Source organism: Ralstonia sp. UNC404CL21Col (assembly GCF_000620465.1).
GTDB lineage: Bacteria > Pseudomonadota > Gammaproteobacteria > Burkholderiales > Burkholderiaceae > Ralstonia > Ralstonia flatus.
In genome coordinates, this window is the sequence record NZ_JIBE01000008.1 from 43,764 (window position 1) to 66,335 (window position 22,572).

Genomic DNA, 22,572 nt, shown 5'->3' on the forward strand with positions numbered 1-22,572 from the left:
GGGTTGCAATCAGGGGCGCCCGTCCCCAATTCAGCGTGAGTGTGCGCCTGCTTGGACGACGTTCCGCGCGGCCCCGAAGTGCGGCGTTCCTGCCACATCCGGCGGGCCTGCTGCCATCAAGCGGGTGTTTTGCACATGCTAAACTCCCGCCTTTGCGCCAACCCTTTCCGGGCCGTTGTGCTGCCTGTGTTTCGCGGTCTCTCTCGACGCGCTCCCCGGGTGGCTCGCCGGCCCTAGCCATCGATGATCACGGGCCTTCTCAAGAAGATTTTCGGCAGCCGTAATGAACGGCTGATCAAACAGTACCGCCGCAAGGTGGCGCAGATCAATGCGCTCGAGCCCAAGTTCGAAGCGCTCTCCGATGCCGAGCTGCAGGCCAAAACCGAAGAATTCCGCCAACGCTTCGCCAAAGGCGAGACGCTCGACGCGCTGCTGCCCGAAGCGTTTGCCGTGTGCCGCGAGGCCAGCAAGCGCGTGATGAAGATGCGGCACTTCGACGTGCAGCTGATCGGCGGCATGGTGCTGCACGACGGCAAGATCGCCGAAATGCGCACGGGTGAAGGCAAGACGCTGACTGCGACGCTGGCTGTGTACCTGAACGCCATCTCTGGCCAGGGCGTGCACGTCGTGACGGTCAACGATTACCTGGCACAGCGCGACGCCGAGTGGATGGGCCGCCTGTACAACTGGCTGGGTCTGTCGGTTGGGGTCAACCTGACCACCATGGATCACGACCAGAAGCAGGCCGCCTACGCGTCGGACATCACCTACGGCACCAACAACGAGTTCGGCTTCGACTACCTGCGCGACAACATGGTGTACGACGCCGGCCAGCGCGTGCAGCGTCCGCTGAACTATGCGATCGTCGACGAGGTTGACTCGATCCTGATTGACGAGGCGCGTACCCCGCTGATCATCTCCGGCCAGGCCGAAGACCACACCGACCTGTACCGCCGCATGAACGGCATCCCGGCGCAGCTCACGCGCCAGATCGGCGAAGAGAAGTCGGATGGCACCGGCGTCGAGAAGCCGGGCGACTACTACGTCGACGAAAAATCGCATCAGGTCTACCTGACCGAAGCCGGTCACGAGAAGGCGGAGCAGATCCTGCTGCAAGCCGGCTTGATCGGCGAGGGCGAGTCGCTCTACGCGCCGCAGAACATCACGCTGATGCATCACCTGTACGCCGCCCTGCGCGCGCACAGCCTGTTCTTCCGCGATCAGCACTACGTGGTGCAGAACGGTGAAGTGGTGATAGTCGATGAATTCACCGGTCGCCTGATGTCGGGCCGCCGTTGGTCCGACGGTCTGCACCAGGCCGTGGAAGCCAAGGAAGGTGTGCAGATCCAGCAGGAAAACCAGACGCTGGCGACCATCACGTTCCAGAACTACTTCCGCATGTACAACAAGCTGTCGGGCATGACCGGTACGGCGGACACGGAAGCGTATGAATTCCAGGAGATCTACGGCCTGGAAACCGTCGTGATCCCGACGAACCGCACGCCGCAGCGCAAGGACTTGCAGGATCAGATCTACAAGACCTCGAAGGAGCGCTACGACGCCGTCATTCGCGACATTCGCGATTGCTACGAGCGTGGCCAGCCGGTGCTGGTGGGCACGACGTCCATCGAAAACTCCGAGCTGCTGTCGAACCTGCTGAACCAGGTCAAGTTGCCGCACCAAGTGCTCAACGCCAAGCAGCACGAGCGCGAAGCCGCGATCATTGCGGAAGCGGGCCGCCCCAAGGCGATCACCATTGCGACGAACATGGCCGGCCGCGGTACCGACATCGTGCTGGGCGGCAACGTGGAGAAGCAAGCGGGCTTCGTGATGGCCGACGCGTCGCTCTCCGACGAAGAAAAAGCCGCGCGCGTGAAGCAGTTGCAGGACGAATGGCAATCGCTGCACGAGCAGGTGAAGGCGGCGGGCGGTCTGCACATCATCGGCACCGAGCGCCACGAGTCGCGCCGGATCGACAACCAGCTGCGTGGCCGTGCAGGCCGTCAGGGCGACCCGGGTTCGTCGCGCTTCTATCTGTCGCTGGACGATCAACTGCTGCGCATTTTCGCGGGCGATCGTGTGCGCGCGATCATGGATCGCCTGAAGATGCCCGAAGGCGAACCGATCGAAGCCGGCATCGTCACGCGGTCGATCGAATCGGCGCAGCGCAAGGTCGAAGGCCGCAACTTCGACATCCGCAAGCAACTGCTGCAATACGACGACGTCTCCAACGACCAGCGCAAGGAACTCTACAAGCTGCGTAACGAGATTCTCGAAGCGCAGGATGTGGGCGACTTGGTCAAGAACCTGCGTGAATCCGTGTTCACCGAGCTGTTCCGCACGTACGTGCCGGCCGAGACCATGGAAGAGCAGTGGGATGTCGCCGGGCTGGAAAAGACGCTGCGTGAGGACTGGGGCGTCGATCAGCCGCTGGTGAAGACGCTGGAAGCTGCGCAGTCGATCGAAGACGAGGACCTGCTCAAGATGGTGCTGGATGCCGCCGAAGCGGTGTACGAAGGCAAGGTGGCGCAGGTTGGCCGCGAGTCCTTCGCCGGCTTCGAGCGTTCGGTGATGCTGCAAAGCCTCGACACGCACTGGCGCGAGCACCTCGCTGCGCTCGATATGCTGCGCCAGGGCATCCACCTGCGCGGCTATGCGCAGAAGGATCCGAAGCAGGAATACAAGCGCGAGTCGTTCGAGCTGTTCGGCCGCCTGCTCGACACCATCCGCAACGAAGTCACGCGTATTGTCTTCACGGTGCGCATCCAGTCGCAGGAAGAGCTGGAGCAGGCTTCCGAGCAGATCGAAGAAGACCTTTCCGCGCTGAGCAACGTGCAGTACAAGCACGACGAGTTCAGTGAACTCGCCGAGGTGGCTGCCGGCGATGCCGAAATTCACGGCGCAACGCCGGCCATGGCCGCACCGCGATCGGCGGCATCGGCCGCTGCTGCCGCGCTGGCGGGCGAAGTGCCGAAGGTTGGCCGCAACGACCCCTGCCCATGCGGTTCGGGCAAGAAGTACAAGCAGTGCCACGGCAAACTCGTCTGACGCTGCTTCGCTCCGTTTTCTGTTGATTCACGATGCCCGCACTGCGGGCATCCTCATTTGAAAGGTGTGCTCCATGGCTGTGAATCTCGTCGCGCCCGCCGCTGACTCCCTGTTGCCGATCGACGGCGTTGACCTCGGTTGGGCCGAGGCCGGTGTGCGCAAGGCCAATCGCAAGGACGTGCTGCTGGTTCGTATCGCCGAGGGCTCGACGGTGGCCGGTGTGTTCACGCAGAACCGTTTCTGCGCGGCGCCCGTGCAGGTGTGTCGCGAGCATCTGGCGAGCGGGAAGGGCGCGCGCGCGATCGTCGTCAACACGGGCAATGCGAATGCCGGCACCGGCGCGCCTGGCCTTGCGCATGCACGCCAGACCTGCGATGCCGTGGCCAAGCTGCTGGGCGTGTCGCCGGAGCAGGTGCTGCCGTTCTCCACGGGCGTGATCCTGGAGCCGCTGCCGGTCGACCGCATCATTGCCGGACTGCCTGCTGCTGAGGCGAACGCCAAGCCGGACAACTGGCTGGCCGCCGCCGAGGCCATCATGACCACCGACACCGTACCCAAGGCAGCGTCGGCCACGTGCACGCTGTCGGGCAAGACGGTGCGCATGTCGGGCATCAGCAAGGGCGCAGGCATGATCCGTCCGAACATGGCGACGATGCTCGGCTTCATCGCGACCGATGCCAATGTGGACGAAGCCGTGCTTCAGCGGCTGGTCCGCCACGCGGCCGATCATTCGTTCAACAGCGTGACGGTGGATGGCGATACCTCCACCAACGACTCGTTCGTCGTCATCGCGACGGGCCGGGCCGGTACGCCGTGCATCGATTCCGAATCGCACCCCGACTACGCTGCGCTGCGCGATGCGCTGACGGGCCTCGCACAAGAGCTGGCGCAGAAGATCGTGCGCGACGGCGAGGGCGCGACGAAGTTCATGGCCATCCAGGTGGAGGGCGGCCGCAACGTTGAGGAGTGCCGCCTGATCGCCTATGCGGTCGCGCATTCGCCGCTGGTCAAGACCGCGTTCTACGCATCGGATCCCAACCTGGGGCGCATCCTGGCGGCCGTCGGCTACGCCGGCGTGACGGATCTCGATGTGAGCGGCGTCAACCTGTGGCTTGACGACGTCTGGGTCGCGCGTGACGGTGGCCGCAACCCCGAATACCGCGAGGAAGACGGCCAGCGCGTGATGAAGCAGGCGGAGATCACCGTGCGCATCGCGCTCGGCCGCGGCAATGCCACCGCCACCGTGTGGACGTGCGACTTCTCGCACGACTACGTGTCGATCAACGCGGATTACCGTTCGTAATTCGGAGTCCACCGCCATGTCGTCCGACCTTTCCGCACGGCTCGACCGCTTTCTCGGGCGGCTCGAGCAATGGCTGCCGCCCGAACTGACCGAAGCTGACTGGAACGAGGCCGTCGCGTTCCGCTGGCGCAAGCGCCAGAGCCTGTTCGGCAACATCGGCTATCTCGCACCGATCCGGCAGCTGCCGCCGATCCATCTGAGCGATCTGCACAACATCGAGCGCCAGAAAGACGCGATCGTCGCCAACACGCGCCAGTTCGTGCGCAAGTTGCCGGCCAACAACGTGCTGCTGACGGGTGCGCGTGGCACCGGCAAGTCGTCGCTCATCAAGGCGTGCCTGAACGAGTTCGTGAAGGAAGGCCTGCGTCTGGTCGAAGTCGACAAGGACGATCTGGCCGACCTGGGCGATATCGTCGAGCAGCTTTCGACGCGCCCGGAGCGCTTCGCGATCTTCTGCGACGACCTTTCGTTCGAAGAAGGTGAATCGGGTTACAAGGCGCTGAAGTCTGCGCTGGACGGCTCGGTCGCCGCGCAATCAGACAACGTGCTGATCTACGCAACGTCCAACCGGCGCCATCTGCTGCCGGAATACATGAAGGACAACGAGACCTATCAGCACACCTCGGACGGCGAAATCCATCCGGGCGAGGTGGTGGAAGAGAAGATCTCGCTGTCGGAGCGCTTCGGGCTGTGGTTGTCGTTCTACCCGCCCAAGCAGGACGAATACCTGACCATCGTCGGGCACTGGCTCAAGCATTTCGGTTGCAGCGACGAGGATATCGCCGCTGCACGTGGCGACGCGCTGGTTTGGGCGCTGGAACGCGGTTCGCGTTCGGGGCGCGTGGCATGGCAATTCGCCCGCGACTGGGGCGGCAAGCATGGGCGGCAGCATGTCGACTGAAAACCTGACGCAAGTGCCCCCGACGCACACGCCGGACGGCCGCAAGATCACCGAAGTGGCCGTTGGCGTGCTCGTGCAGCCGGACGGCCGGTTCTTGCTGGCCCAGCGTCCGGAAGGCAAGCCTTATGCGGGCTACTGGGAATTTCCCGGTGGGAAGCTGGAAGCCGGTGAATCCGTGGAAGCCGCGCTGACCCGGGAGCTGAAGGAGGAGCTGGACGTCACGCTGCGCACCTGCGTGCCCTGGCACACTATCGAGCACGACTACCCGCACGCCTACGTGCGCCTGCATTTTTGCAAGGTGACGGCATGGGACGGGACATTGCGCGCGCTGGAAGGCCAGGATTTCGCCTGGCAGACGCTGCCGATCAGCGTCGATCCGGTGCTGCCGGCAACGTTGCCCGTCTTCGAATGGATGCGCGAGGAAGCGGCGGCTAGTTGAGCCTGCCGCTTGTATCGTTGCCGGGGGCTTCGGGCAGGTCGTCTTCTTCGACCACGGGGATGGTGTACTGCTCGGCGGCCCAGGCGCCCAGGTCGATCTGCTTGCAGCGCTCGGAGCAGAACGGGCGGTAGCGGCTCTCAGGCACCCAAGGCACGGGCTTGCCGCAGCTGGGGCATTTGACGGTCTTCACATTCATGGTGCGGCTCAGAAATTACAGAGCTTCAGCTGGAACGGGATATCCGCGTCGACCGGCTTGGGTCGCAGGTCGCCATCCTGCTGGGTAAAGCGCACCCAGAGCATGTATTTGTTGGCGCTGATCTCGGGAATGAACCCTAGCGCCGACTCATCCAGGCGTACCTGCATCAGCTGGTACACGCGGCCCGACAGCATCTGCTGATAGCTCCCAGCGTTAGCAATCACCTTGCCACTCTGACCCGATTCGCGCAGCAGGCGCAGCACGATCATCGTGGCGTCGCGCAGCGGCACCAGCGGTTGGGCCCATTTGATGATGTCGGCGCGGCGGCGCTCGGCCGGATGATGCTGCCATGCAAAATACGCCGGCAGATCGAATTCACACGTACCGCCAGGGATGATGGCGCGGCTGCGGATGCTCGTCAGCCACTCGTTGTCGGCGATGAGCTGGCCGGCCTTGCCATGTGTGGCGGTGAGATTGCCCGAGGCGGTTTCCAGTTCGCTGATGACGGCGTCGAGCGCGTCCTGGTCGATCTGCGGATTGGCGCGCAGCGCGGTGAGCGTCTGGCGCTGGCGATCGAGTTCTTTCAGCAGATCGGATTTGAGGTCTGCACGCCCGGCAACGTCCACCACTTCGAACAGCGTGGTCAGTGCCACGTGGTGTTGCAGCGGGTGCTCCTGCGCGAGAAAGAAATCCAGCCGCTCGAACAGGTCTTCGAGGCGCAGCAGCGTCCGAATGCGTTCGTTGAAGGGATATTCGTACAGGATCAAAACTTGGTGCCCGGTTTGCTGGCCTGCTGGCGTATGAGGCCCCGAAGCCCATTTGGCCTCGATCTGCCCGCATTCTATGCGAGACCCTCGCTCATCACAATGCAAAGGGATGTGACCGCAACTTTCAGCGCGTTTCAGTTCGACCGGTAGGCTGGGTCCAGACGGTCGATCTGCGGCACAAGGTCGGCCAGCGTACCGCTGTTGTCGATCACGTCGTCGGCGGCGGCGAGGCGCGCTTCGCGTGAAGCCTGACGGGCGATGATGGCTTCCACTTGGGCGCGCGGCAGGCCGTTCCGAGCCATCACGCGGGCAATCTGTGTCTCAACGGGGCAATCGACCACCAGAATGCGATCGACCAGCGAGCGCCAGCTGTGATGCCCGGCCAGGGATTCCACCAACAGCGGGACGACGTAGACGAGGTACGGATGCGCGCCCGATGCCTGCGCGGCGGCCCCACGCGACAGCGCAATCTCGCGGATGAGCGGATGCGTGATCTGCTCCAGTCGCGATTTGGCCGTGGCGTCCGAGAAGGCGAGGGCGCGCATGGCATCGCGGTCCATGGCGCCGTCTGCGCGCAGGATGCCAGCGCCGAATGTTTCGACCAGCTTCGGGATGGCGGCGCCGCCCGGCGCGGTGATTTCATGGGCGATGGCGTCGGTGTCAACGATGGCGGCACCGCGCTCCGCAAGGCGATCCGCCACGTAGCTCTTGCCGCTGCCGATGCCGCCGGTCAGGCCGATCACGCGCATGCTGATCGTGCCCTTATGGCGCAAGCAGGGGGCCGAGGCCTGCCAGCATGAGCAACTGCGGGCCGGCCAGCAGTGCGATCACGCCGGCGCCGGCAATGAACGGTCCGAACGAGAACGGCGATTCGCTCGTCGCGCCGCGCGCAATGCGCACCAGCCCAAACACCAGTCCCACGACCGACGACAGCAGCACGAGCAGCGGCAGCGCCTGCCAACCGAACCACGCGCCCAGTGCGGCCATCAGCTTGAAGTCGCCGTAGCCCATGCCTTCGCGACCGCGCAGCAGCTTGTAGGCCCAGTAGATCGACCACAGGAACAGGTAGCCGGCCATCGCGCCAATCACCGCGTCGTGCAGGTGCGCGAACATGCCGAACAGATTCACGCCCAGGCCGAGCCAGAGCAGCGGCTGGGTGACGGCGTCGGGCAACAGCTGCGTGTCTGCGTCGATCATCGTGCCCGCGATCAGGAACCACAGCAGCACCGCCGACGCCACCGCGACCCACGTGGGGCCGAAGTGCCATAGGCAGGCCGCGGTCAGCAGCCCCGTGACCAACTCCACTGCGGGATAGCGCCACGAGATGGGTGTTTTGCAGGCACTGCAGCGGCCGCGCAGCGCCAGCCAGCTCAATACGGGAATATTCTCGATCGCCTTGATCTGGTGACCGCACGACGGGCACGCCGAGCGCGGGACGACCAGGTTGTATGCGTCGGGGTGAGGCAGCGGTTCTTCGCGCAACTCGGCGATGTAGTTGGCTTCTTCCCGCTCGATCATGCGCGGCAGGCGGTGAATCACCACGTTGAGAAAGCTGCCGACCAGCAAGCCGACGAGCGCGCCGATCGCGATCACAAACCACGCCGGCAGTTGCGCCAGCGTGGGAATGACAAACAGCTCCGGCATCAGACCACCTGCCCCAGCTTGAAGATCGGCAGGTACATTGCCACCACCATGCCGCCGATCAGCACGCCCAGAATCACGATGATGATCGGCTCGATCAGCGCCGAGATGTTAGCCACCGCATCGTCCACCTCGCGCTCGTAAAACTCTGCAACCTTGAGCAGCATGCTGTCGAGCGCACCGGATTCCTCACCGATCTGCGTCATCTGCAGCACCATGTTGTCGAACACGTGTGTCGCCTGCATGGCGTTGGTCAGGCTCGTACCGATGCGTACGGCTTGTTGAATTTCGATCGTCGCGTCATGGTAGACCCAGTTACCGGCCGCGCCAGCCACCGACTCCATTGATTCCACGAGGGGTGTGCCTGCCGCGAACATCGTGGCCAGCGTACGCGTCCAGCGGGCGATGGTGGCCTTGCGGATGATGCTGCCGAAGATCGGCATGCGCAGAATCCAGCGGTGCGTGGAGCGCTGCACGTTCTCCGAGCGCTTGAACGCGCGCATGAACAGCACGATGCCGATGAGGGGTGCAAAAATGATGATGTACCACCATTGCACAAAGAAGTCGGAGATGCCCATCACCACCAGTGTTGGGGCCGGCAGCGTGGCGCCGAAGCTGGAAAACACGCCCTTAAACGCTGGCACCACAAAAATCATCAGCACCACCGTCACCAGGAAAGCCACCGTCAGCACCGAGATCGGGTAGATCATCGCGGACTTGATCTGCGCCTTCAGCGCGATCGACTTCTCCATGTACAGCGAAAGCCGCTCGAGCAGGGCATCCAGAATACCGCCCTGTTCACCGGCGTCGATCAGGTTGCAGTACAGCGTGTCGAAGTACTTCGGATGACGGCGGAAGGCTTGCGCCATGCTGCTGCCCGACTCGATATCGACACGGATTTCCGTTAGCAACTGCGTGAAGTTCGGGTTGGCATGGCCCTTCGCGATGATGTCGACCGACTGCAGCAGCGGCACGCCGGCCTTCAGCATCGTCGAGAGCTGGCGCGTGAAGTACGCCACGTCCTTCGGCGTGATCTTCTTGCCGCGGGCCGCGCGGCGGCGTTTCGATTTGGTGATCGACAGGCCTTGCTTGCGCAGGATGGCATTCACCTCGGTGATGCTCTCGGCGCGCATCTCGCCCTTGAAGATCTTGCCCTTCCGATCTTTGCCTTCCCACTCGAAGATGTACTGCGTGGGCGCCTTGGTCTTGGCGGTCTTTCGTGCCGGCGCGGCGGCCGCGCGGTTTGCGGCAGGTGCTCGTGTGGCCATGGTTGGTTCCTACCCCCCGGTATGGGAACGATTGATCGAGAAGGTTATTGGTTCGTGGTGGCCAGCACTTCCTCAAGGGAAGTCAGCCCCTGCTTCACTTTTCGCAAGCCCGATTCGCGCAGCGACAGCACGCCTTCCTTGCGCGCCTGCTCGGCGATCTGCAGCGCCGTGCCGTGCGTGAGAATGATTTCCTGGATCGCCTCGGTAATCGGCATGACCTGGTAGATGCCGACCCGGCCTTTGTAACCGCTGCCGTTGCAGACCTCGCAACCGACCGGGTGATACGGCTGCCATGAGCCGTCGAGATCGGCTTCGGTGAAACCTGCGTCGAGCAGCGTTTCCTTGGGCAGCGGACCAGGCTTCTTGCATTCCTTGCACAGCCGTCGCGCCAAGCGCTGCGCCGTGATCAGCAGCACCGACGACGCGATGTTGAACGGCGCCACGCCCATGTTCATCAGGCGGGTCAGGGTGGTCGGCGCATCGTTGGTGTGCAGCGTCGAAAACACCAAGTGACCGGTCTGCGCAGCCTTGATCGAGATATCGGCCGTTTCCAGATCCCGGATTTCGCCCACCATGATGATGTCCGGATCCTGCCGCAGGAACGACTTCAGCGCCGCCGCGAACGTCAGCCCCGCCTTGTCGTTCACGTTGACCTGGTTGATGCCGGGTAACTGGATTTCCGCCGGGTCTTCGGCCGTGGAAATGTTGATGTCGCCCTGGTTCAGGCGGTTCAGGAAGGTGTACAGCGACACCGTTTTGCCTGAGCCCGTCGGGCCTGTCACCAGCACCATCCCGTACGGGCGCTTGATCACGTCCAGCAGCAGCTGCTTTTGCTCGGGCTCGTAGCCGAGCTGGTCGATATCGAGCCGCTCGGTGGACGACTCCAAGATCCGGATCACGATCTTCTCGCCGAACAGCGTCGGCAGCGTCGACACCCGGAAGTCGATGGCGCGTTCGATCGTCTCTTTGTTGTCCTTGTCCTTGCGGTCTTTCGGGACCGTGATGAGCAGCTTCATGCGGCCGTCTTGCGGCACGCGCTTTTCCGAGATGTCCAGGCGCGAAAGCACCTTGATGCGGGTCGCGATCTTGTCGCGGATATCGAGCGGCGGCTGCGCGACCTGCGCGAGGATGCCGTCGATGCGGAAACGCACGCGGTAAAACGTTTCAAACGGCTCGAAATGCAAGTCCGACGCGCCGCGCAGCAGGGCTTCGGTAAAGAGCTTCTGCAGGAAGCGCACCACGGGCGCATCGTCGATGCCGTCGGGCGTGGTGCGACGCGTGGCGGCTGCGGCGCCTGGGTCGTACTCGATCTGCGTGGCTTCCTGCTTGGGGAAGAGTGACTTGATCTCGGCCGGCGCCTCGTTGGCGAGGCTCAGCTGGCGCACCAGCTTGTCATGTTCGACGACGACTGTTTCGATGGCCACGTTCATTTTCTGACGCAGCTCTTCGATCGGCTTCGGGTCGCTCGGGTCCGACGTGGCGAGGATGAGGCGATTTTCGCGCCGGCCCAGCGGCAACAGGCGCAGCTGGGCGAAGTGCTTGTTGGCAGACAGCACGGCCGGCACGGTGTCGAGCTTGTACTGCGCAAGGTCGAGCAGCGGCATCTGGTACTTGCCGGCAACAAACACGGCAAGGTCGTGCGCACTCATGATCCCGCTGCCCACCAGTTCGTCGATCAACTGCGTGCGTTTTTCACGCGCGCTCTGTTCGAGCTGAGTGAGTAACGTCGGCGCGATCCGCCGGCTCTGCGCTAGAGCGAGTCCGAGTGTCATGAGTCCAGTCCGTCAGGCTGAAGCTGACCATTTCAGCGCGCGCCGGGCCCCACTGCCTCCAGCGCTCGCTCGCCCCCCAAGGCGATTGTTCTATGTTCTGCAGCCGGTACCCCACCCATTCGTGGGGGGTGGTGCCCGGAACCGGGGCAGTTTGCCGACCGCCCCTGCATTTGTAAAGCGCACATCAAAGCGCAGCTTGCATTTGTGCCATATCGGCAGAAAACCGCTCCAACTGAAGCGCTCGGACCTGAGTGTGGCGTCAACTACGCTTGGGTTGCGGCGGCTGATGCAGCCGTACCGTGCGGATCGACTGGCTGTCCATCTGCACGATATCCATCACGCAGTTCGCAATCTTCACGCTGACCGTCGCCTCCGGAATCTCTTCCAGCACTTCCAGCACCAGCCCGTTGAGCGTCTTTGGACCGTCCGTCGGCAGGCTGAGGCCCAGACGGCGGTTCAGGTCTCGCAGCGACATCCCCGCATCCGCAAGATAGGTGCCTTCCTTGTCCCAGGCCAGCTTGCCGGCGTTGGGCAGCGTGGTGGTGAACTCGCCAATCATCTCTTCGATGATGTCTTCCAGCGTGACCAACCCAAGCATGTCGCCGTATTCATTGACGATCAGCCCGAGGCGGCGGCGGTTCTCCTGAAAGTACTGTAGTTGGCGGAAAACGGGCGTGCCGCTTGGGACGAAGTACGGCTCGGCCAGCAGGTGGCGAAAATCGTCGTGCGTAAGTTCGGTGTGCCCGAGCAGCGACAGCGCCTTGCGCACGTGCAGGATGCCGATCACCTGATCGCTGTCCTGCTCGAACACGGGCAGCTTGTTGTGATAGCAGGTTTCGAGCTGCTGGATGACCTCCTCGATCGGGCGCGACAGGTCGAGCGACTCCACCCGCGCGCGCGGCGTCATCACGTCGTCAACGGTGATGGCGTCCAGATCGAACAGGTTGAGCAGGATGCTGCGGTGCTTGTGCGGGATGAAATTGCCTGATTCCAAGACCAGCGTGCGCAGTTCCTCGGTCGACATGCGTTGTTCCGGCGCCTTGCGCGTATTGATGCGCACCAGCCGCAGCACCCCCATGGCGAACGCGTTGACCACCGCGACCAGCGGCGTCGAAACCTGCATCAGCGGCTTGATGATGAAGCTGGCGGGAAACGCAACGCGTTCGGGGTAGGTCGCGCCCACGATCTTCGGAGCGATCTCGGCGAACACGATGATTAGAAACGCGACGATGGCCGTGGCGATCGACAGCGTCGTTCCGTTGTTGCCGAAGTAGTGGATTGCCAGGGTGGTGATCAGCACCGGCACGGCGGTGTTGATCAGGTTGTTGCCGATCAGGATGAGCGAGAGCAGCTTGTCAGTCTGACCGAGCAACTGCTGTGTATTGCGCGCGCCCGATACATTGGACTTGGCAAGATGCCGCAGGCGATGGCGGTTGAGCGCCATCATCGCGGTTTCGGAAATCGAGAAGAAGGCGGAGCAGCACAACAGCAGCACGACGGCGCCGATTTGTGCCCAGAGCGGCCAAGAGTCCAAGGCAGGAGAGGAGGGGCGGCGAAGTGCCCACTATAACAGAGGGGTTTGTCGCGCCGATGTGGGCGGCCGTTGCTCATGCTGCTAATGCAGATTCCCCTCGGGTGGTCGTTCAGAAACAAAAAAGCCCAGCAATTTGCTGGGCTTGATGTCCTTGATCGACAAGGGAATTTCTGGTCGGGGTGAGAGGATTCGAACCTCCGGCCTCTACGTCCCGAACGTAGCGCTCTACCAGGCTAAGCTACACCCCGATGCTTCTTCGCAGATCTCGTGCGTGTCAAGACTGACGTTGCAGCGAGAAAGCACACAAGTCTATCAGCGTCTGACGGAAAAGGGAAGGGGGTAATGCGTTTGCTGCTGCTTCGGCGGCAGCGGCTTCGCGCTCGGCGGCCTGGCGCGTGTACTCCAGCGCGCCGGAAGCCTGGATGGCCGCGAAGATGGCGTCGAAATGTTCCGTGCCGCCTTGCTCGATGGCCTGGCGCACCAGCGCACGCTGTTCTTCCGTGCCGTTCGATAGCAGATGGATGAGCGGCAGCGTTGGTTTGCCTTCGCGCAGGTCGTCGCCAGCGTTCTTGCCCATCTGGTCGGCGGTGGACGTGTAGTCGAGCAGGTCGTCGACGATCTGGAACGCGGTGCCGATGCGGCGGCCGTATTCAGCCGCGGCTTCTTCGGTCGCGGCGTCTGCGCCCGAGAGCACCGCGCCGATCTGCGCGGCGGCTTCGAATAGCTTGGCGGTCTTATAGCGGATGACCTGCAGGTAGCGCTCTTCCGTCACGTCCGGATCGTGCATGTTCAGCAGCTGCAGAACTTCGCCTTCGGAGATGATGTTGGTCGCGTCGGCCAGAATTTGCATGATGCGCATGCTGTTGGCCTGCACCATCATCTGGAAGGCGCGCGAATACAGAAAGTCGCCCACCAGCACGCTCGCGGCGTTGCCAAATACCGCGTTGGCGGTCTTGCGGCCGCGGCGCAGGTCGGATTCGTCGACCACGTCGTCGTGCAGGAGCGTGGCGGTGTGGATGAACTCGACCACGGCAGCCAGTTCGTGCTGATGCTCGCCCTTGTAACCGAGCGCATTCGCCACCAGCAGCAGAATGACGGGGCGCAGCCGCTTGCCGCCGGCGCTGATGATGTATTCGCCGATCTGGTTGATCAGCACCACCTCCGAGCCCAGGCGGCGGCGGATCACGGCATCGACGGCGCGCATGTCTTCAGCGACAGGGGCGAGCAGGACGGAGGCGGAGGTCTGGGTCAAGGCGAATTCCGGCAGAAACGTGTGGCTGATAGTCGACTTGCGCGCAATCGTTGCTGCGCAAAAAGCCGCGAGATTATAGAGCAAGCACGGTTTGCCAGCCGACAGGCTGGAACGCGCATGGCGGGACGGCCCGTTGCGCGGGCGCCGCACCCCGGCCGTGCGATTAGTCTTTGATTTGCTTGAGTTTTCTTGTATAGTTGCGAGTTCTCTGTGTCCGTTGTCTGCGCATGCAGGCGGCGAGTGGCACAAGAGTCACGTTTTAGTTCTTTTATCGAGGTCCGACAATGTACGCGGTCGTAAAAACCGGCGGTAAGCAATACAAGGTTGCTGCTGGCGAAAAACTGAAAGTAGAACAGATACCGGCGGACGTTGGCGCAGAAATCACGCTTGACCAGGTGCTCGCAGTGGGCGCCGGCGACCAACTCAAGGTTGGTGCGCCGCTGGTGAGCGGGGCTGCCGTCAAAGCCACCGTCATCTCCCACGGTCGTCACGACAAAGTGCACATCTTCAAGATGCGCCGTCGTAAGCACTATCAAAAGCGCCAAGGGCATCGTCAAAATTACACCGAGTTGCGTATCGACTCGATCGTGGCCTAAGGCTGCGTCGTCTACGTAACCGGATAGGAGTTCAGTCATGGCACAGAAAAAAGGCGGCGGTTCCACACGGAACGGCCGCGATTCCGAGTCGAAGCGCCTGGGCGTGAAGGTGTACGGCGGCCAAGCCATCAACGCTGGCGGCATCATCGTTCGCCAACGCGGCACCCGCACGCACGCTGGTGTGAACGTGGGCATGGGCAAGGACCACACCCTCTTCGCGCTGGTCGATGGCCACGTGAAGTTCGCCACCCGCGGCGAAGGCAAGAAGCAGTTCGTCGATGTTGTTCCGGCGGCCTAATTCAGCCTTGTAGTAGAAAGGCCCCGCACCCGTGCGGGGCTTTTTCGTTTCTGGCTGCTAACAAAACGCGACCCTGATCCTGGGCGGTACGCTGGGTCTTGGCGTGTGTTTCCAGGCGCGTTCTGTTAGCAATGGCGCGAGTGGCGCCGATTTCTTTTTTACCTGCCGTGCGCACGCCGCACGGGCGGAGACCTCCATGAAGTTCATCGACGAAGCCCGGATTGAAGTGATCGCTGGTGACGGCGGCAACGGCAGCGCCTCGATGCGCCGCGAGAAATTCGTCCCGTTCGGCGGGCCGGACGGCGGCGACGGTGGGCGGGGCGGCAGCGTGTGGGCCGTGGCTGACCGCAACATCAACACCCTGATCGACTACCGCTTTGCAAAGAAGCATCTCGCGCGCAACGGCGAAAACGGCCGTGGTGCCGACTGCTACGGCGCTGCAGGCGACGACATCACGCTGCGCATGCCTGTGGGCACGGCCATCTACGATGCCGACACGGAAGAGTTGATCGCCGACCTGACCGTCGACGGCCAGCGCCTGTGCCTGGCGCAGGGCGGCGAGGGCGGCTGGGGCAACATCCATTTCAAGTCGAGCACCAACCGTGCGCCGCGCCAGAAGACCGACGGCAAGGCCGGAGAGCGCCGCAACCTGCGCCTGGAGTTGAAGGTGCTGGCCGACGTGGGTCTGCTCGGCATGCCGAATGCCGGCAAGTCGACGCTGATCACCGCCATTTCCAATGCGCGGCCGAAGATTGCCGACTACCCGTTCACGACGCTGCACCCGAACCTGGGCGTGGTCCGGACAGGCCCGTCGAAATCGTTCGTGGTGGCCGACATTCCTGGCCTGATCGAGGGCGCAGCCGAAGGTGCCGGTCTGGGGCATCAGTTCCTGCGGCACCTGCAACGCACGCGCGTGCTGCTGCATGTGGTCGATCTTGCCCCGTTCGACGAGAGCGTCGACCCGGTGGCCGAAGCCAAGGCGATTGTCGGCGAGCTGAAGAAATACGACGCTGAACTCTTCGACAAGCCGCGCTGGCTCGTGCTCAACAAGCTCGACATGGTGCCTGAGGACGAACGCGAAGCGCGCGTGAAGGACTTCGTGAAGCGCTTCAAGTGGAAGGGCCCGGTGCACCGCATTTCTGCGTTGACGCACGACGGCACGCAGGCGCTTGTCCACGCGATTCAGGAATACCTCGACGAGCTGCGCGCCGAAGAAGATGCCGCCGCCGCCGCGCCTGACCAGCGTCTGGACCCGAGCCTGCACAACGTCGACCACGACGATCAAGCGTAAACACAACAAACATCCTTCGGAGACACGCCCACCATGGCCCTGCATTCGCTGATTGCCGATGCGCGCCGCCTTGTCGTCAAGGTCGGTTCCAGCCTGGTTACCAACGACGGCCGTGGCCTCGACCAAGCTGCCATTGCCCGCTGGGCCGCGCAGATCGCGGCGCTACGGGCGGCTGGCAAGGAAGTCGTGCTGGTCAGTTCAGGCGCCATCGCCGAGGGCATGCAGCGCTTGGGCTGGGCCAAGCGTCCGAAGGAAATCCACGAGCTGCAGGCCGCCGCCGCTGTCGGGCAGATGGGGCTCGCGCAGGTGTACGAATCCGAGTTCGCGCGGCACAGCATTCGCACGGCGCAGGTGCTGCTCACGCATGGTGACCTGGCCGATCGCGAGCGCTATCTCAATGCACGTTCTACGCTGCTCACGCTGCTGAGCCTCGGTGTCGTGCCGATCATCAACGAGAACGACACGGTCGTCACCGATGAAATCAAGTTCGGCGACAACGACACGCTGGGCGCGCTCGTCACCAACCTGATCGAAGGCGATGCGCTCATCATCCTGACAGACCAGCGCGGCTTGTATACGGCCGACCCGCGCAAGGAGCCTGGCGCCCGGTTTGTCGACGAGGCGCAGGCCGGCACGCCCGACCTTGAACAGATGGCCGGCGGCGCTGGTTCGAGCATCGGCAAGGGCGGCATGCTGACGAAGATTCTTGCTGCCAAGCGTGCGGCCAAGTCGGGCGCGCACACCATCATCGCGTCCGGTCGTGAGGCTGATGTGCTTGCGCGACTGGCGAGCGGCGAGGCCATTGGCACGCAACTCCGCGCACCGACCGGGCGGATGGCGGCGCGCAAGCAGTGGATGATCGACCACCTGCAGTTGCGCGGTCGCGTGGTGCTGGATGCCGGTGCTGTGGAAAAACTCACGGCCGGCGGCAAGTCGTTGCTGCCGATCGGCGTGACGGAAGTGCAGGGCGAATTCGCGCGCGGCGAGGTGATTTCTTGCGTCGACGCGGCGGGCCGTGAAGTGGCGCGCGGGCTGACGAACTATTCGTCTGCCGAGGCGCGGCTGATCGCACGCAAGGCATCGTCGGAGATCGAGGCGGTGCTTGGCTACGTCAGCGCCGCGGAGCTGGTGCACCGGGATAACCTGGTGCTGCTCTGATCCAGCCGTTCAGTGAGCATGCAAACACAAAGGCCAACCTCGCGAGGTTGGCCTTTGTGTTTGGGGCGCACATACGGCACGCCGGTGCGCGCTGCTTAGGGCCCGTAAAAACGTCCGCCCTGCCCGCCGAGACGGCGCACCAGCGTAGACGCTTTCCCGTCGCCGGCAACGGACCGCACGTCGCAGAAGTACGAGCGCATCAGCGCCGACGCATAGTCCGTCGGCCCGCCATTGCCAACGCGTTGCCAATCCGTCGCGGGCTTGTAGGCGTTCATGCTTGCCGATTCGGCATTCGCCGTTTCGTTCATGTCGACCGCGCGGTTGCCGACCCACTGGTTCGAGTCGTTGCGCAATGTCGCGTAGATGCGTCGTTCCGCCGTGTCGCAGCGCAGGCCTTCGTAGTTCACGTTGCGCGCGCCGGTCTTGCTGGTGATCAGCACGGTGTAGCGAACCACGTTGTCCTTGCCGATCGACACCGATTTCGGATCGATCGCAAAGCGCAGTGGCGAGTCATCGCGGCCGCCCACATCGAACGGCACGGCATCACGGTCGACCGGCGGGGCCGGGAACGTGACAGCGTCTTCCTTGAAGGGCTTGTCGTTGAACGGGTCCATCAACAGCCGGTCTTCGAGGTCACCGGTGCGGTTATGGCCACATGCCGTCAGCGCCAGCGCAGCCGCCAGCGCGAGCGGCACGAGAGCGCGGTGCGCTCCACGTGTCGTCGTCATCAGATTCACGAATTGTCCTTGGAAGCCGTGTCGTCAGGGTTGGGAGAGGAGGGGGCCGGCGCGGATACGCTCACCGTCTCGACGATGACCGTCGTGGTGGTGGTGACGGTCAGGGCCGGCTGGGCGTACTGCTCGTTCCGGCCGCTCTGGCCGGACCGTTCACGGCTATCGCGCCCATCACGTCCGTCGCGCTCGCGGTGTTGGCCGCCCCGCCCGTAGGGCGAGAGCGGCGCGCGGGTCTGACGCTGCACGAAGCGCGAAAGCTCCGACAACGCCAGCTGATACACCTCGCGCTTGAACTCGATGACGGCCTCGAGCGGTACCCAGTACTGACTCCACCGCCACGCATCGAATTCCGGATGCTCGGTGGCGCGCAGCTGGATGTCGCAGTCGCGACCGACCATGCGCAGCAGGAACCAGATCTGTTTCTGGCCCCGATAGTGGCCGCGTATTTCGCGGCGGATGAACTTGTCCGGCACCTCATACCGCAGCCAGTCGCGCGTGCGACCGACGATCCGGACGTGTTCTGGCAACAGGCCGACTTCTTCGTGCAGTTCGCGGAACATCGCTTGTTCGGGCGTTTCGCCGTACTTGATGCCGCCTTGTGGAAACTGCCAGGAGTGCTCGCCAATGCGCTTGCCCCAGAACACCTCGTTTCTTGCGTTGATGAGGATGATGCCGACGTTCGGGCGGAAGCCTTCACGATCGAGCATGACTGCACCTCGAATACTTTAGAATTACGCCGATTATAGAGCGGCCCGTCGCTCGGCTGTCACAGAAGCCGAAATGTTGCCGCTCACTCGCGCCTCCTGGGGGAGGGGTGCCGATTGCGCGAATGTGCGCCTGGCGCCTCGTCTCATCTCCTGATTCCGGTGGCTTTTGCCCTTGTTTTCGCGGCTTTGGTTGGCCGCGTCATCCCTTATTGTCAGTCGCATGAAAGCGTCCCAATTCTTCATTTCCACGCTCAAGGAAGCGCCCGCTGACGCGGAGATCGTCTCGCACAAGTTGATGATGCGTGCCGGCATGATCAAGAAGCTCGGCGCGGGCCTCTATACGTATATGCCCGTGGGTCTGCGCGTGATCCGCAAGGTCGAGCAGATCGTGCGTGAGGAAATGAATGCCGCCGGTGCGGTGGAGGTGCTGATGCCGGTCGTGCAGCCGGGCGAACTGTGGCAGGAGACCGGCCGCTGGGACAAGATGGGTGACGAACTGCTGCGCTTCAAGGACCGCCACGAGCGCGACTTCGTCATGCAGCCGACGTCGGAGGAGGTGGTGACCGACATCGCTCGCACCGAAATCCGCTCGTACAAGCAGCTGCCGGTCAATTTCTACCAGATCCAGACCAAGTTCCGTGACGAGCGCCGTCCGCGTTTCGGCATCATGCGCGGCCGCGAATTCACCATGAAGGACGCATATTCCTTCGACCGCGACGCCGAAGGCCTGAAGCTGTCGTATCAGAAGATGTACGACGCCTACACGCGCATCTTCCAGCGCTTCGGCCTGGAATTCCGCGCCGTGGCCGCCGATAACGGCGCCATCGGCGGGTCGGGCTCGCACGAATTCCACGTGATTGCCGACACGGGCGAAGACGCCATCATCTATTGCCCGGATTCGGACTACGCCGCCAACATCGAGGCCGCGGAAGCCGTCGCCCCGGCCGCACCGCGTGGTGCCGCCGCCGAGGCGCTCACCAAGACGCACACGCCTGGGCGCTCCAAGTGCGAGGCCGTTGCCGAGCAACTGGGGATTCCGCTGCAGCGCACGATCAAGTCCATCGTGCTGGCCACCGAAGTCGAGGGCGGCGAGCCCCAGATCTGGCTGCTGCTGCTGCGCGGGGACCATGAACTCAACGAGGTCAAGGCATCGAAGGTGCCCGGCCTGGCCGACTTCCGCTTCGCCACCGAAGGCGAAATCCTGCGCGCATTCGGCACGCGCCCTGGCTATCTCGGCCCGATCGGCACCAAGGTGCCCGTGAAGGTGGTGGCCGATCGCACGGCGGCTGCCATGAGCGATTTCGTGGTCGGCGCCAACGAAGAGGACTACCACTTCACCGGTGTGAACTGGGGCCGCGACCTGCCCGAGCCGGAGGTCTACGACCTGCGCAACGTGGTGGCCGGCGATCCCTCACCGGACGGCAAGGGCACGCTGGCGATCTGCCGCGGCATCGAAGTCGGTCACGTCTTCATGCTGGGCACGCGTTACTCCGAGGCGATGAACGCGACCTTCCTCGATGAAAACGGCAAGACGCAGCCGATGGTGATGGGCTGCTACGGCATCGGCATCACGCGCATCCTGGGGGCGGCCATCGAGCAGAACTACGATGCGCGCGGGATCATCTGGCCGGCGTCGATCGCGCCGTTCCAGGTGGTGATCTGCCCCGTGGGCTACGACCGCTCCGACGCCGTGCGAGAAGAAGCCGACCGCCTGCACGCCGAACTCGTGGCCGCCGGCATCGACGTGATGCTGGACGACCGCGGCGAGCGCCCCGGCGCGATGTTTGCCGACTGGGAACTGATCGGCGTGCCGTTCCGCGTGGTGGTGGGCGACCGCGGCCTCAAAGAAGGCAAGCTGGAATTCCAGGGCCGCCGCGACGAAGCCGCGACCGCCGTGGCACCGGCCGACGTGCTGGCCACGCTGAAGGCGCGTCTCGCGCAATAACGCAACAACAGGACCGACCTGCATGCGCCGCTTCTTCTCTGCCCGCCGGATCGCCACTGCGCTGTGCGCCGGGGCGTTGCTCGCAGGCACGCAGGCGGCGTGGGCAGGCGCCCAGAAAGAGGAATATCTGGCGGATTCCGTGCGCAGCGCATTGTCTGCTGCGGTGGCCGACAGCCGCCCGCTGCGCCCGGTATTTGCCAGCAACGACGAGCAACTCGGCTACCTGCGCTGGCTGGCCGAGATGTCGGTGCGCATGTCGGGCAAGATTCCGCAGGCGTCGGTACGCGTCGAACTGATCGAGACGGCGTATTACGAGGCCAAGCGCGCTGGCCTGGACCCGGCGCTGGTGCTCGGGCTCATCCAGGTGGAAAGCGGCTTTCGCAAATACGCCATCAGCAGCGCCGGTGCGATGGGCCTGATGCAGGTCATGCCGTTCTGGACGCGCAGCATCGGCGACAACGACTCCCGCAAGCTCTTCCATCTGCAGAGCAACCTGCGCTACGGCTGCACGATCCTGCGTCATTACCTCGACATGGAAGGCGGCAATCTGTACCTGGCGCTGGGTCGCTACAACGGTAGCCGTGGCCAGCCGCAGTATCCGAATGCCGTGCTTGCTGCGTGGAAGCGCTGGCAATATCAGGAGTCGAGTGCGATGACGGTGTCGGCGCCGGTGCCTGCCGAGCCTTCCGTGCCCGCACCGCGTGCCAAGGCGTTGCCGGAAGTGCCGGCGCGCAATCCGTTCTCGCCGCTGCGTATTGCTGGCGGTCCGGCTGGCGGTTCGTGATCTTCAGTCGGCGGGCGGTCGGCCTACAATAGGGCCATCTCTCGCTCGCCCGCATCTCCATCCCGCATGTCCACCACCCAACCGTACGCGACCATGTCTGACGCGCTGCGCGACTGGCTGCAGCGTCACGTGACCGAAGGTTTCGAGGCCGAATCCCTGGTGGCTTCGATGGTGCAATCCGGCTACGACCGCGCTTTCGCGCGCCGTGTCGTCGATGAGGCGCTGACTGCTCGCGCACCCGCCCCCGTGGTGGTGCCCGCGCCGACGCCGGCTGCCGATCAGGCGGTCGAAAACAGCAATGCTGTGCATACCGCCGATGGCGACATTCCGATCCTGTTCGCAATCGAGACGCCGCGCATCGTGCTGTTTCAGCACTTTCTGTCGGACCAGGAGTGTGACGAGCTGATCGCGATCGGGCGCAATCGCCTCAAGCGTTCGCCCGTCGTGAATCCGGATACGGGCGAGGAAAATCTGATCTCGGCCCGGACAAGCCAGGGCGGGATGTTCCAGGTCGGCGAGCATCCGCTGATTGCCAAGATTGAAGCGCGCATCGCGCAGGCCGTGGGCGTGCCGGTCGAGCACGGCGAGGGCTTTCAGGTGCTGAACTACCAGCCCGGCGGCGAATATCAGCCGCACTTCGATTTCTTCAACCCGGGCCGCAGCGGCGAGGCGCGCCAGCTCGAAGTGGGCGGTCAGCGCGTGGCGACCATGGTCATCTACCTCAACAGCGTGCAGGCGGGCGGCGCGACGGGCTTTCCGAAGCTCGGGCTGGAGGTGGCGCCGGTCAAGGGCAACGCCGTCTTCTTCGTCTACAAGCGGCCCGACGGCACGCTGGATGAAGACACGCTGCACGCCGGCCTGCCGGTCGAGCGTGGCGAGAAGTGGATCGCCACCAAATGGCTGCGTGAACGTCCCTATCGTCGCGGCGCCTGATCGAC

The 22,572-nt window shown here is 63.7% G+C and carries 21 protein-coding genes and 1 tRNA gene; 11 read left to right on the plus strand and 11 right to left on the minus strand.

Translation table 11 applies throughout. The annotated features are described in order from the left end of the window. Positions 1 to 243 precede the first annotated feature (243 nt). From secA to N511_RS0116655, 4 genes are all read left to right on the plus strand, one after another. Entirely contained in the window at positions 244 to 3,048 is a 2,805-nt protein-coding gene (gene secA / locus N511_RS0116640) for a preprotein translocase subunit SecA (protein WP_027680320.1), read from the plus strand. A gap of 73 nt (positions 3,049 to 3,121) precedes the next feature. After that, positions 3,122 to 4,351 (plus strand): bifunctional glutamate N-acetyltransferase/amino-acid acetyltransferase ArgJ, encoded by a 1,230-nt coding sequence (gene argJ / locus N511_RS0116645; RefSeq protein WP_027680321.1) that lies wholly within the window; start codon positions 3,122 to 3,124, stop codon positions 4,349 to 4,351. A gap of 16 nt (positions 4,352 to 4,367) precedes the next feature. After that, positions 4,368 to 5,252, plus strand: coding sequence for an ATP-binding protein (locus N511_RS0116650; protein ID WP_027680322.1), 885 nt, complete (start codon positions 4,368 to 4,370; stop codon positions 5,250 to 5,252). Beyond that, on the plus strand, positions 5,230 to 5,691 hold the full coding sequence (locus N511_RS0116655; protein WP_037027087.1) for an NUDIX domain-containing protein: 462 nt from the start codon (positions 5,230 to 5,232) through the stop codon (positions 5,689 to 5,691). The genes N511_RS0116650 and N511_RS0116655 overlap by 23 nt, the downstream gene beginning before the upstream one ends. Here N511_RS0116655 and N511_RS0116660 read toward each other — a convergent pair. From N511_RS0116660 to ispB, 9 genes are all read right to left on the minus strand, one after another. Next, complete coding sequence (locus N511_RS0116660) at positions 5,684 to 5,887, minus strand: DNA gyrase inhibitor YacG (protein WP_027680324.1); 204 nt, start codon at positions 5,885 to 5,887, stop codon at positions 5,684 to 5,686. The genes N511_RS0116655 and N511_RS0116660 overlap by 8 nt on opposite strands. A gap of 8 nt (positions 5,888 to 5,895) precedes the next feature. Next, entirely contained in the window at positions 5,896 to 6,654 is a 759-nt protein-coding gene (zapD, locus tag N511_RS0116665; RefSeq protein WP_027680325.1) for a cell division protein ZapD, read from the minus strand. Positions 6,655 to 6,788: 134 nt separating this feature from the next. Further along, positions 6,789 to 7,403, minus strand: a complete 615-nt coding sequence (coaE, locus tag N511_RS0116670; protein WP_027680326.1) for a dephospho-CoA kinase — start codon at positions 7,401 to 7,403, stop codon at positions 6,789 to 6,791. Positions 7,404 to 7,416: 13 nt separating this feature from the next. Further along, a complete protein-coding gene (locus tag N511_RS0116675) occupies positions 7,417 to 8,298 on the minus strand; it encodes a prepilin peptidase (RefSeq protein ID WP_037027089.1) in 882 nt (293 codons plus the stop codon). Further along, on the minus strand, positions 8,298 to 9,563 hold the full coding sequence (locus N511_RS0116680; protein WP_027680328.1) for a type II secretion system F family protein: 1,266 nt from the start codon (positions 9,561 to 9,563) through the stop codon (positions 8,298 to 8,300). Before N511_RS0116680 ends, N511_RS0116675 begins: the two co-directional genes overlap by 1 nt. Before the next feature lie 44 nt (positions 9,564 to 9,607). Further along, on the minus strand, positions 9,608 to 11,335 hold the full coding sequence (gene pilB / locus N511_RS0116685; protein WP_027680329.1) for a type IV-A pilus assembly ATPase PilB: 1,728 nt from the start codon (positions 11,333 to 11,335) through the stop codon (positions 9,608 to 9,610). Positions 11,336 to 11,594: 259 nt separating this feature from the next. Next, a complete protein-coding gene (locus N511_RS0116690; protein ID WP_027680330.1) occupies positions 11,595 to 12,869 on the minus strand; it encodes an HlyC/CorC family transporter in 1,275 nt (424 codons plus the stop codon). A 171-nt stretch (positions 12,870 to 13,040) separates the two neighbouring features. Beyond that, positions 13,041 to 13,117: transfer RNA gene (locus N511_RS0116695), tRNA-Pro, on the minus strand. Positions 13,118 to 13,143: 26 nt separating this feature from the next. Continuing rightward, a complete protein-coding gene (gene ispB / locus N511_RS0116700; RefSeq protein WP_050775659.1) occupies positions 13,144 to 14,073 on the minus strand; it encodes an octaprenyl diphosphate synthase in 930 nt (309 codons plus the stop codon). A 332-nt stretch (positions 14,074 to 14,405) separates the two neighbouring features. Here ispB and rplU point away from each other — a divergent pair, with 332 nt between their 5' ends. From rplU to proB, 4 genes are all read left to right on the plus strand, one after another. Continuing rightward, positions 14,406 to 14,717, plus strand: a complete 312-nt coding sequence (gene rplU, locus N511_RS0116705) for a 50S ribosomal protein L21 (RefSeq protein ID WP_004633023.1) — start codon at positions 14,406 to 14,408, stop codon at positions 14,715 to 14,717. 37 nt (positions 14,718 to 14,754) lie between these two features. Beyond that, positions 14,755 to 15,015: a 50S ribosomal protein L27 gene (gene rpmA / locus N511_RS0116710; protein ID WP_009241587.1), complete on the plus strand. Its 261-nt coding sequence runs from the start codon at positions 14,755 to 14,757 to the stop codon at positions 15,013 to 15,015. 196 nt (positions 15,016 to 15,211) lie between these two features. Then, positions 15,212 to 16,306: a GTPase ObgE gene (obgE, locus tag N511_RS0116715; RefSeq protein WP_027680331.1), complete on the plus strand. Its 1,095-nt coding sequence runs from the start codon at positions 15,212 to 15,214 to the stop codon at positions 16,304 to 16,306. Between the two features lie 33 nt (positions 16,307 to 16,339). After that, complete coding sequence (proB, locus tag N511_RS0116720; RefSeq protein WP_197032064.1) at positions 16,340 to 17,464, plus strand: glutamate 5-kinase; 1,125 nt, start codon at positions 16,340 to 16,342, stop codon at positions 17,462 to 17,464. Between the two features lie 95 nt (positions 17,465 to 17,559). Here the strand turns inward: proB and N511_RS0116725 are convergent, their stop codons facing one another. Then, entirely contained in the window at positions 17,560 to 18,192 is a 633-nt protein-coding gene (locus N511_RS0116725) for a CNP1-like family protein (RefSeq protein WP_027680333.1), read from the minus strand. A gap of 5 nt (positions 18,193 to 18,197) precedes the next feature. Next, positions 18,198 to 18,905 carry an RNA pyrophosphohydrolase gene (locus N511_RS0116730; protein ID WP_027680334.1) on the minus strand — a complete coding sequence of 236 codons (708 nt, stop codon included), beginning with the start codon at positions 18,903 to 18,905 and terminating at the stop codon, positions 18,198 to 18,200. A gap of 220 nt (positions 18,906 to 19,125) precedes the next feature. Here N511_RS0116730 and N511_RS0116735 point away from each other — a divergent pair, with 220 nt between their 5' ends. The 3 genes from N511_RS0116735 to N511_RS0116745 all read left to right on the plus strand — a co-directional run bounded on the left by N511_RS0116735 (position 19,126) and on the right by N511_RS0116745 (position 22,567). Beyond that, complete coding sequence (locus tag N511_RS0116735; RefSeq protein WP_027680335.1) at positions 19,126 to 20,850, plus strand: proline--tRNA ligase; 1,725 nt, start codon at positions 19,126 to 19,128, stop codon at positions 20,848 to 20,850. 22 nt (positions 20,851 to 20,872) lie between these two features. Then, a complete protein-coding gene (locus N511_RS0116740; RefSeq protein WP_027680336.1) occupies positions 20,873 to 21,634 on the plus strand; it encodes a lytic transglycosylase domain-containing protein in 762 nt (253 codons plus the stop codon). A gap of 66 nt (positions 21,635 to 21,700) precedes the next feature. Then, positions 21,701 to 22,567 carry a 2OG-Fe(II) oxygenase gene (locus N511_RS0116745; protein ID WP_027680337.1) on the plus strand — a complete coding sequence of 289 codons (867 nt, stop codon included), beginning with the start codon at positions 21,701 to 21,703 and terminating at the stop codon, positions 22,565 to 22,567. Positions 22,568 to 22,572: the final 5 nt, after the last annotated feature.

Bases quoted from the DNA above. Each gene is read 5' to 3' on its own strand.
- N511_RS0116660 (WP_027680324.1), bottom strand. From the start codon at position 5,887: ATGAATGTGAAGACCGTCAAATGCCCCAGCTGCGGCAAGCCCGTGCCT.
- N511_RS0116650 (WP_027680322.1), top strand. From the start codon at position 4,368: ATGTCGTCCGACCTTTCCGCACGGCTCGACCGCTTTCTCGGGCGGCTC.
- N511_RS0116740 (WP_027680336.1), top strand. From the start codon at position 20,873: ATGCGCCGCTTCTTCTCTGCCCGCCGGATCGCCACTGCGCTGTGCGCC.
- coaE (WP_027680326.1), bottom strand. From the start codon at position 7,403: ATGCGCGTGATCGGCCTGACCGGCGGCATCGGCAGCGGCAAGAGCTAC.
- N511_RS0116680 (WP_027680328.1), bottom strand. From the start codon at position 9,563: ATGGCCACACGAGCACCTGCCGCAAACCGCGCGGCCGCCGCGCCGGCA.
- rplU (WP_004633023.1), top strand. From the start codon at position 14,406: ATGTACGCGGTCGTAAAAACCGGCGGTAAGCAATACAAGGTTGCTGCT.
- N511_RS0116745 (WP_027680337.1), top strand. From the start codon at position 21,701: ATGTCCACCACCCAACCGTACGCGACCATGTCTGACGCGCTGCGCGAC.
- N511_RS0116735 (WP_027680335.1), top strand. From the start codon at position 19,126: ATGAAAGCGTCCCAATTCTTCATTTCCACGCTCAAGGAAGCGCCCGCT.
- secA (WP_027680320.1), top strand. From the start codon at position 244: ATGATCACGGGCCTTCTCAAGAAGATTTTCGGCAGCCGTAATGAACGG.
- proB (WP_197032064.1), top strand. From the start codon at position 16,340: ATGGCCCTGCATTCGCTGATTGCCGATGCGCGCCGCCTTGTCGTCAAG.
- ispB (WP_050775659.1), bottom strand. From the start codon at position 14,073: ATGCGCGCCGTCGATGCCGTGATCCGCCGCCGCCTGGGCTCGGAGGTG.
- rpmA (WP_009241587.1), top strand. From the start codon at position 14,755: ATGGCACAGAAAAAAGGCGGCGGTTCCACACGGAACGGCCGCGATTCC.
- argJ (WP_027680321.1), top strand. From the start codon at position 3,122: ATGGCTGTGAATCTCGTCGCGCCCGCCGCTGACTCCCTGTTGCCGATC.
- N511_RS0116675 (WP_037027089.1), bottom strand. From the start codon at position 8,298: ATGCCGGAGCTGTTTGTCATTCCCACGCTGGCGCAACTGCCGGCGTGG.
- obgE (WP_027680331.1), top strand. From the start codon at position 15,212: ATGAAGTTCATCGACGAAGCCCGGATTGAAGTGATCGCTGGTGACGGC.
- N511_RS0116725 (WP_027680333.1), bottom strand. From the start codon at position 18,192: ATGACGACGACACGTGGAGCGCACCGCGCTCTCGTGCCGCTCGCGCTG.
- N511_RS0116730 (WP_027680334.1), bottom strand. From the start codon at position 18,905: ATGCTCGATCGTGAAGGCTTCCGCCCGAACGTCGGCATCATCCTCATC.
- pilB (WP_027680329.1), bottom strand. From the start codon at position 11,335: ATGACACTCGGACTCGCTCTAGCGCAGAGCCGGCGGATCGCGCCGACG.
- N511_RS0116655 (WP_037027087.1), top strand. From the start codon at position 5,230: ATGGGCGGCAGCATGTCGACTGAAAACCTGACGCAAGTGCCCCCGACG.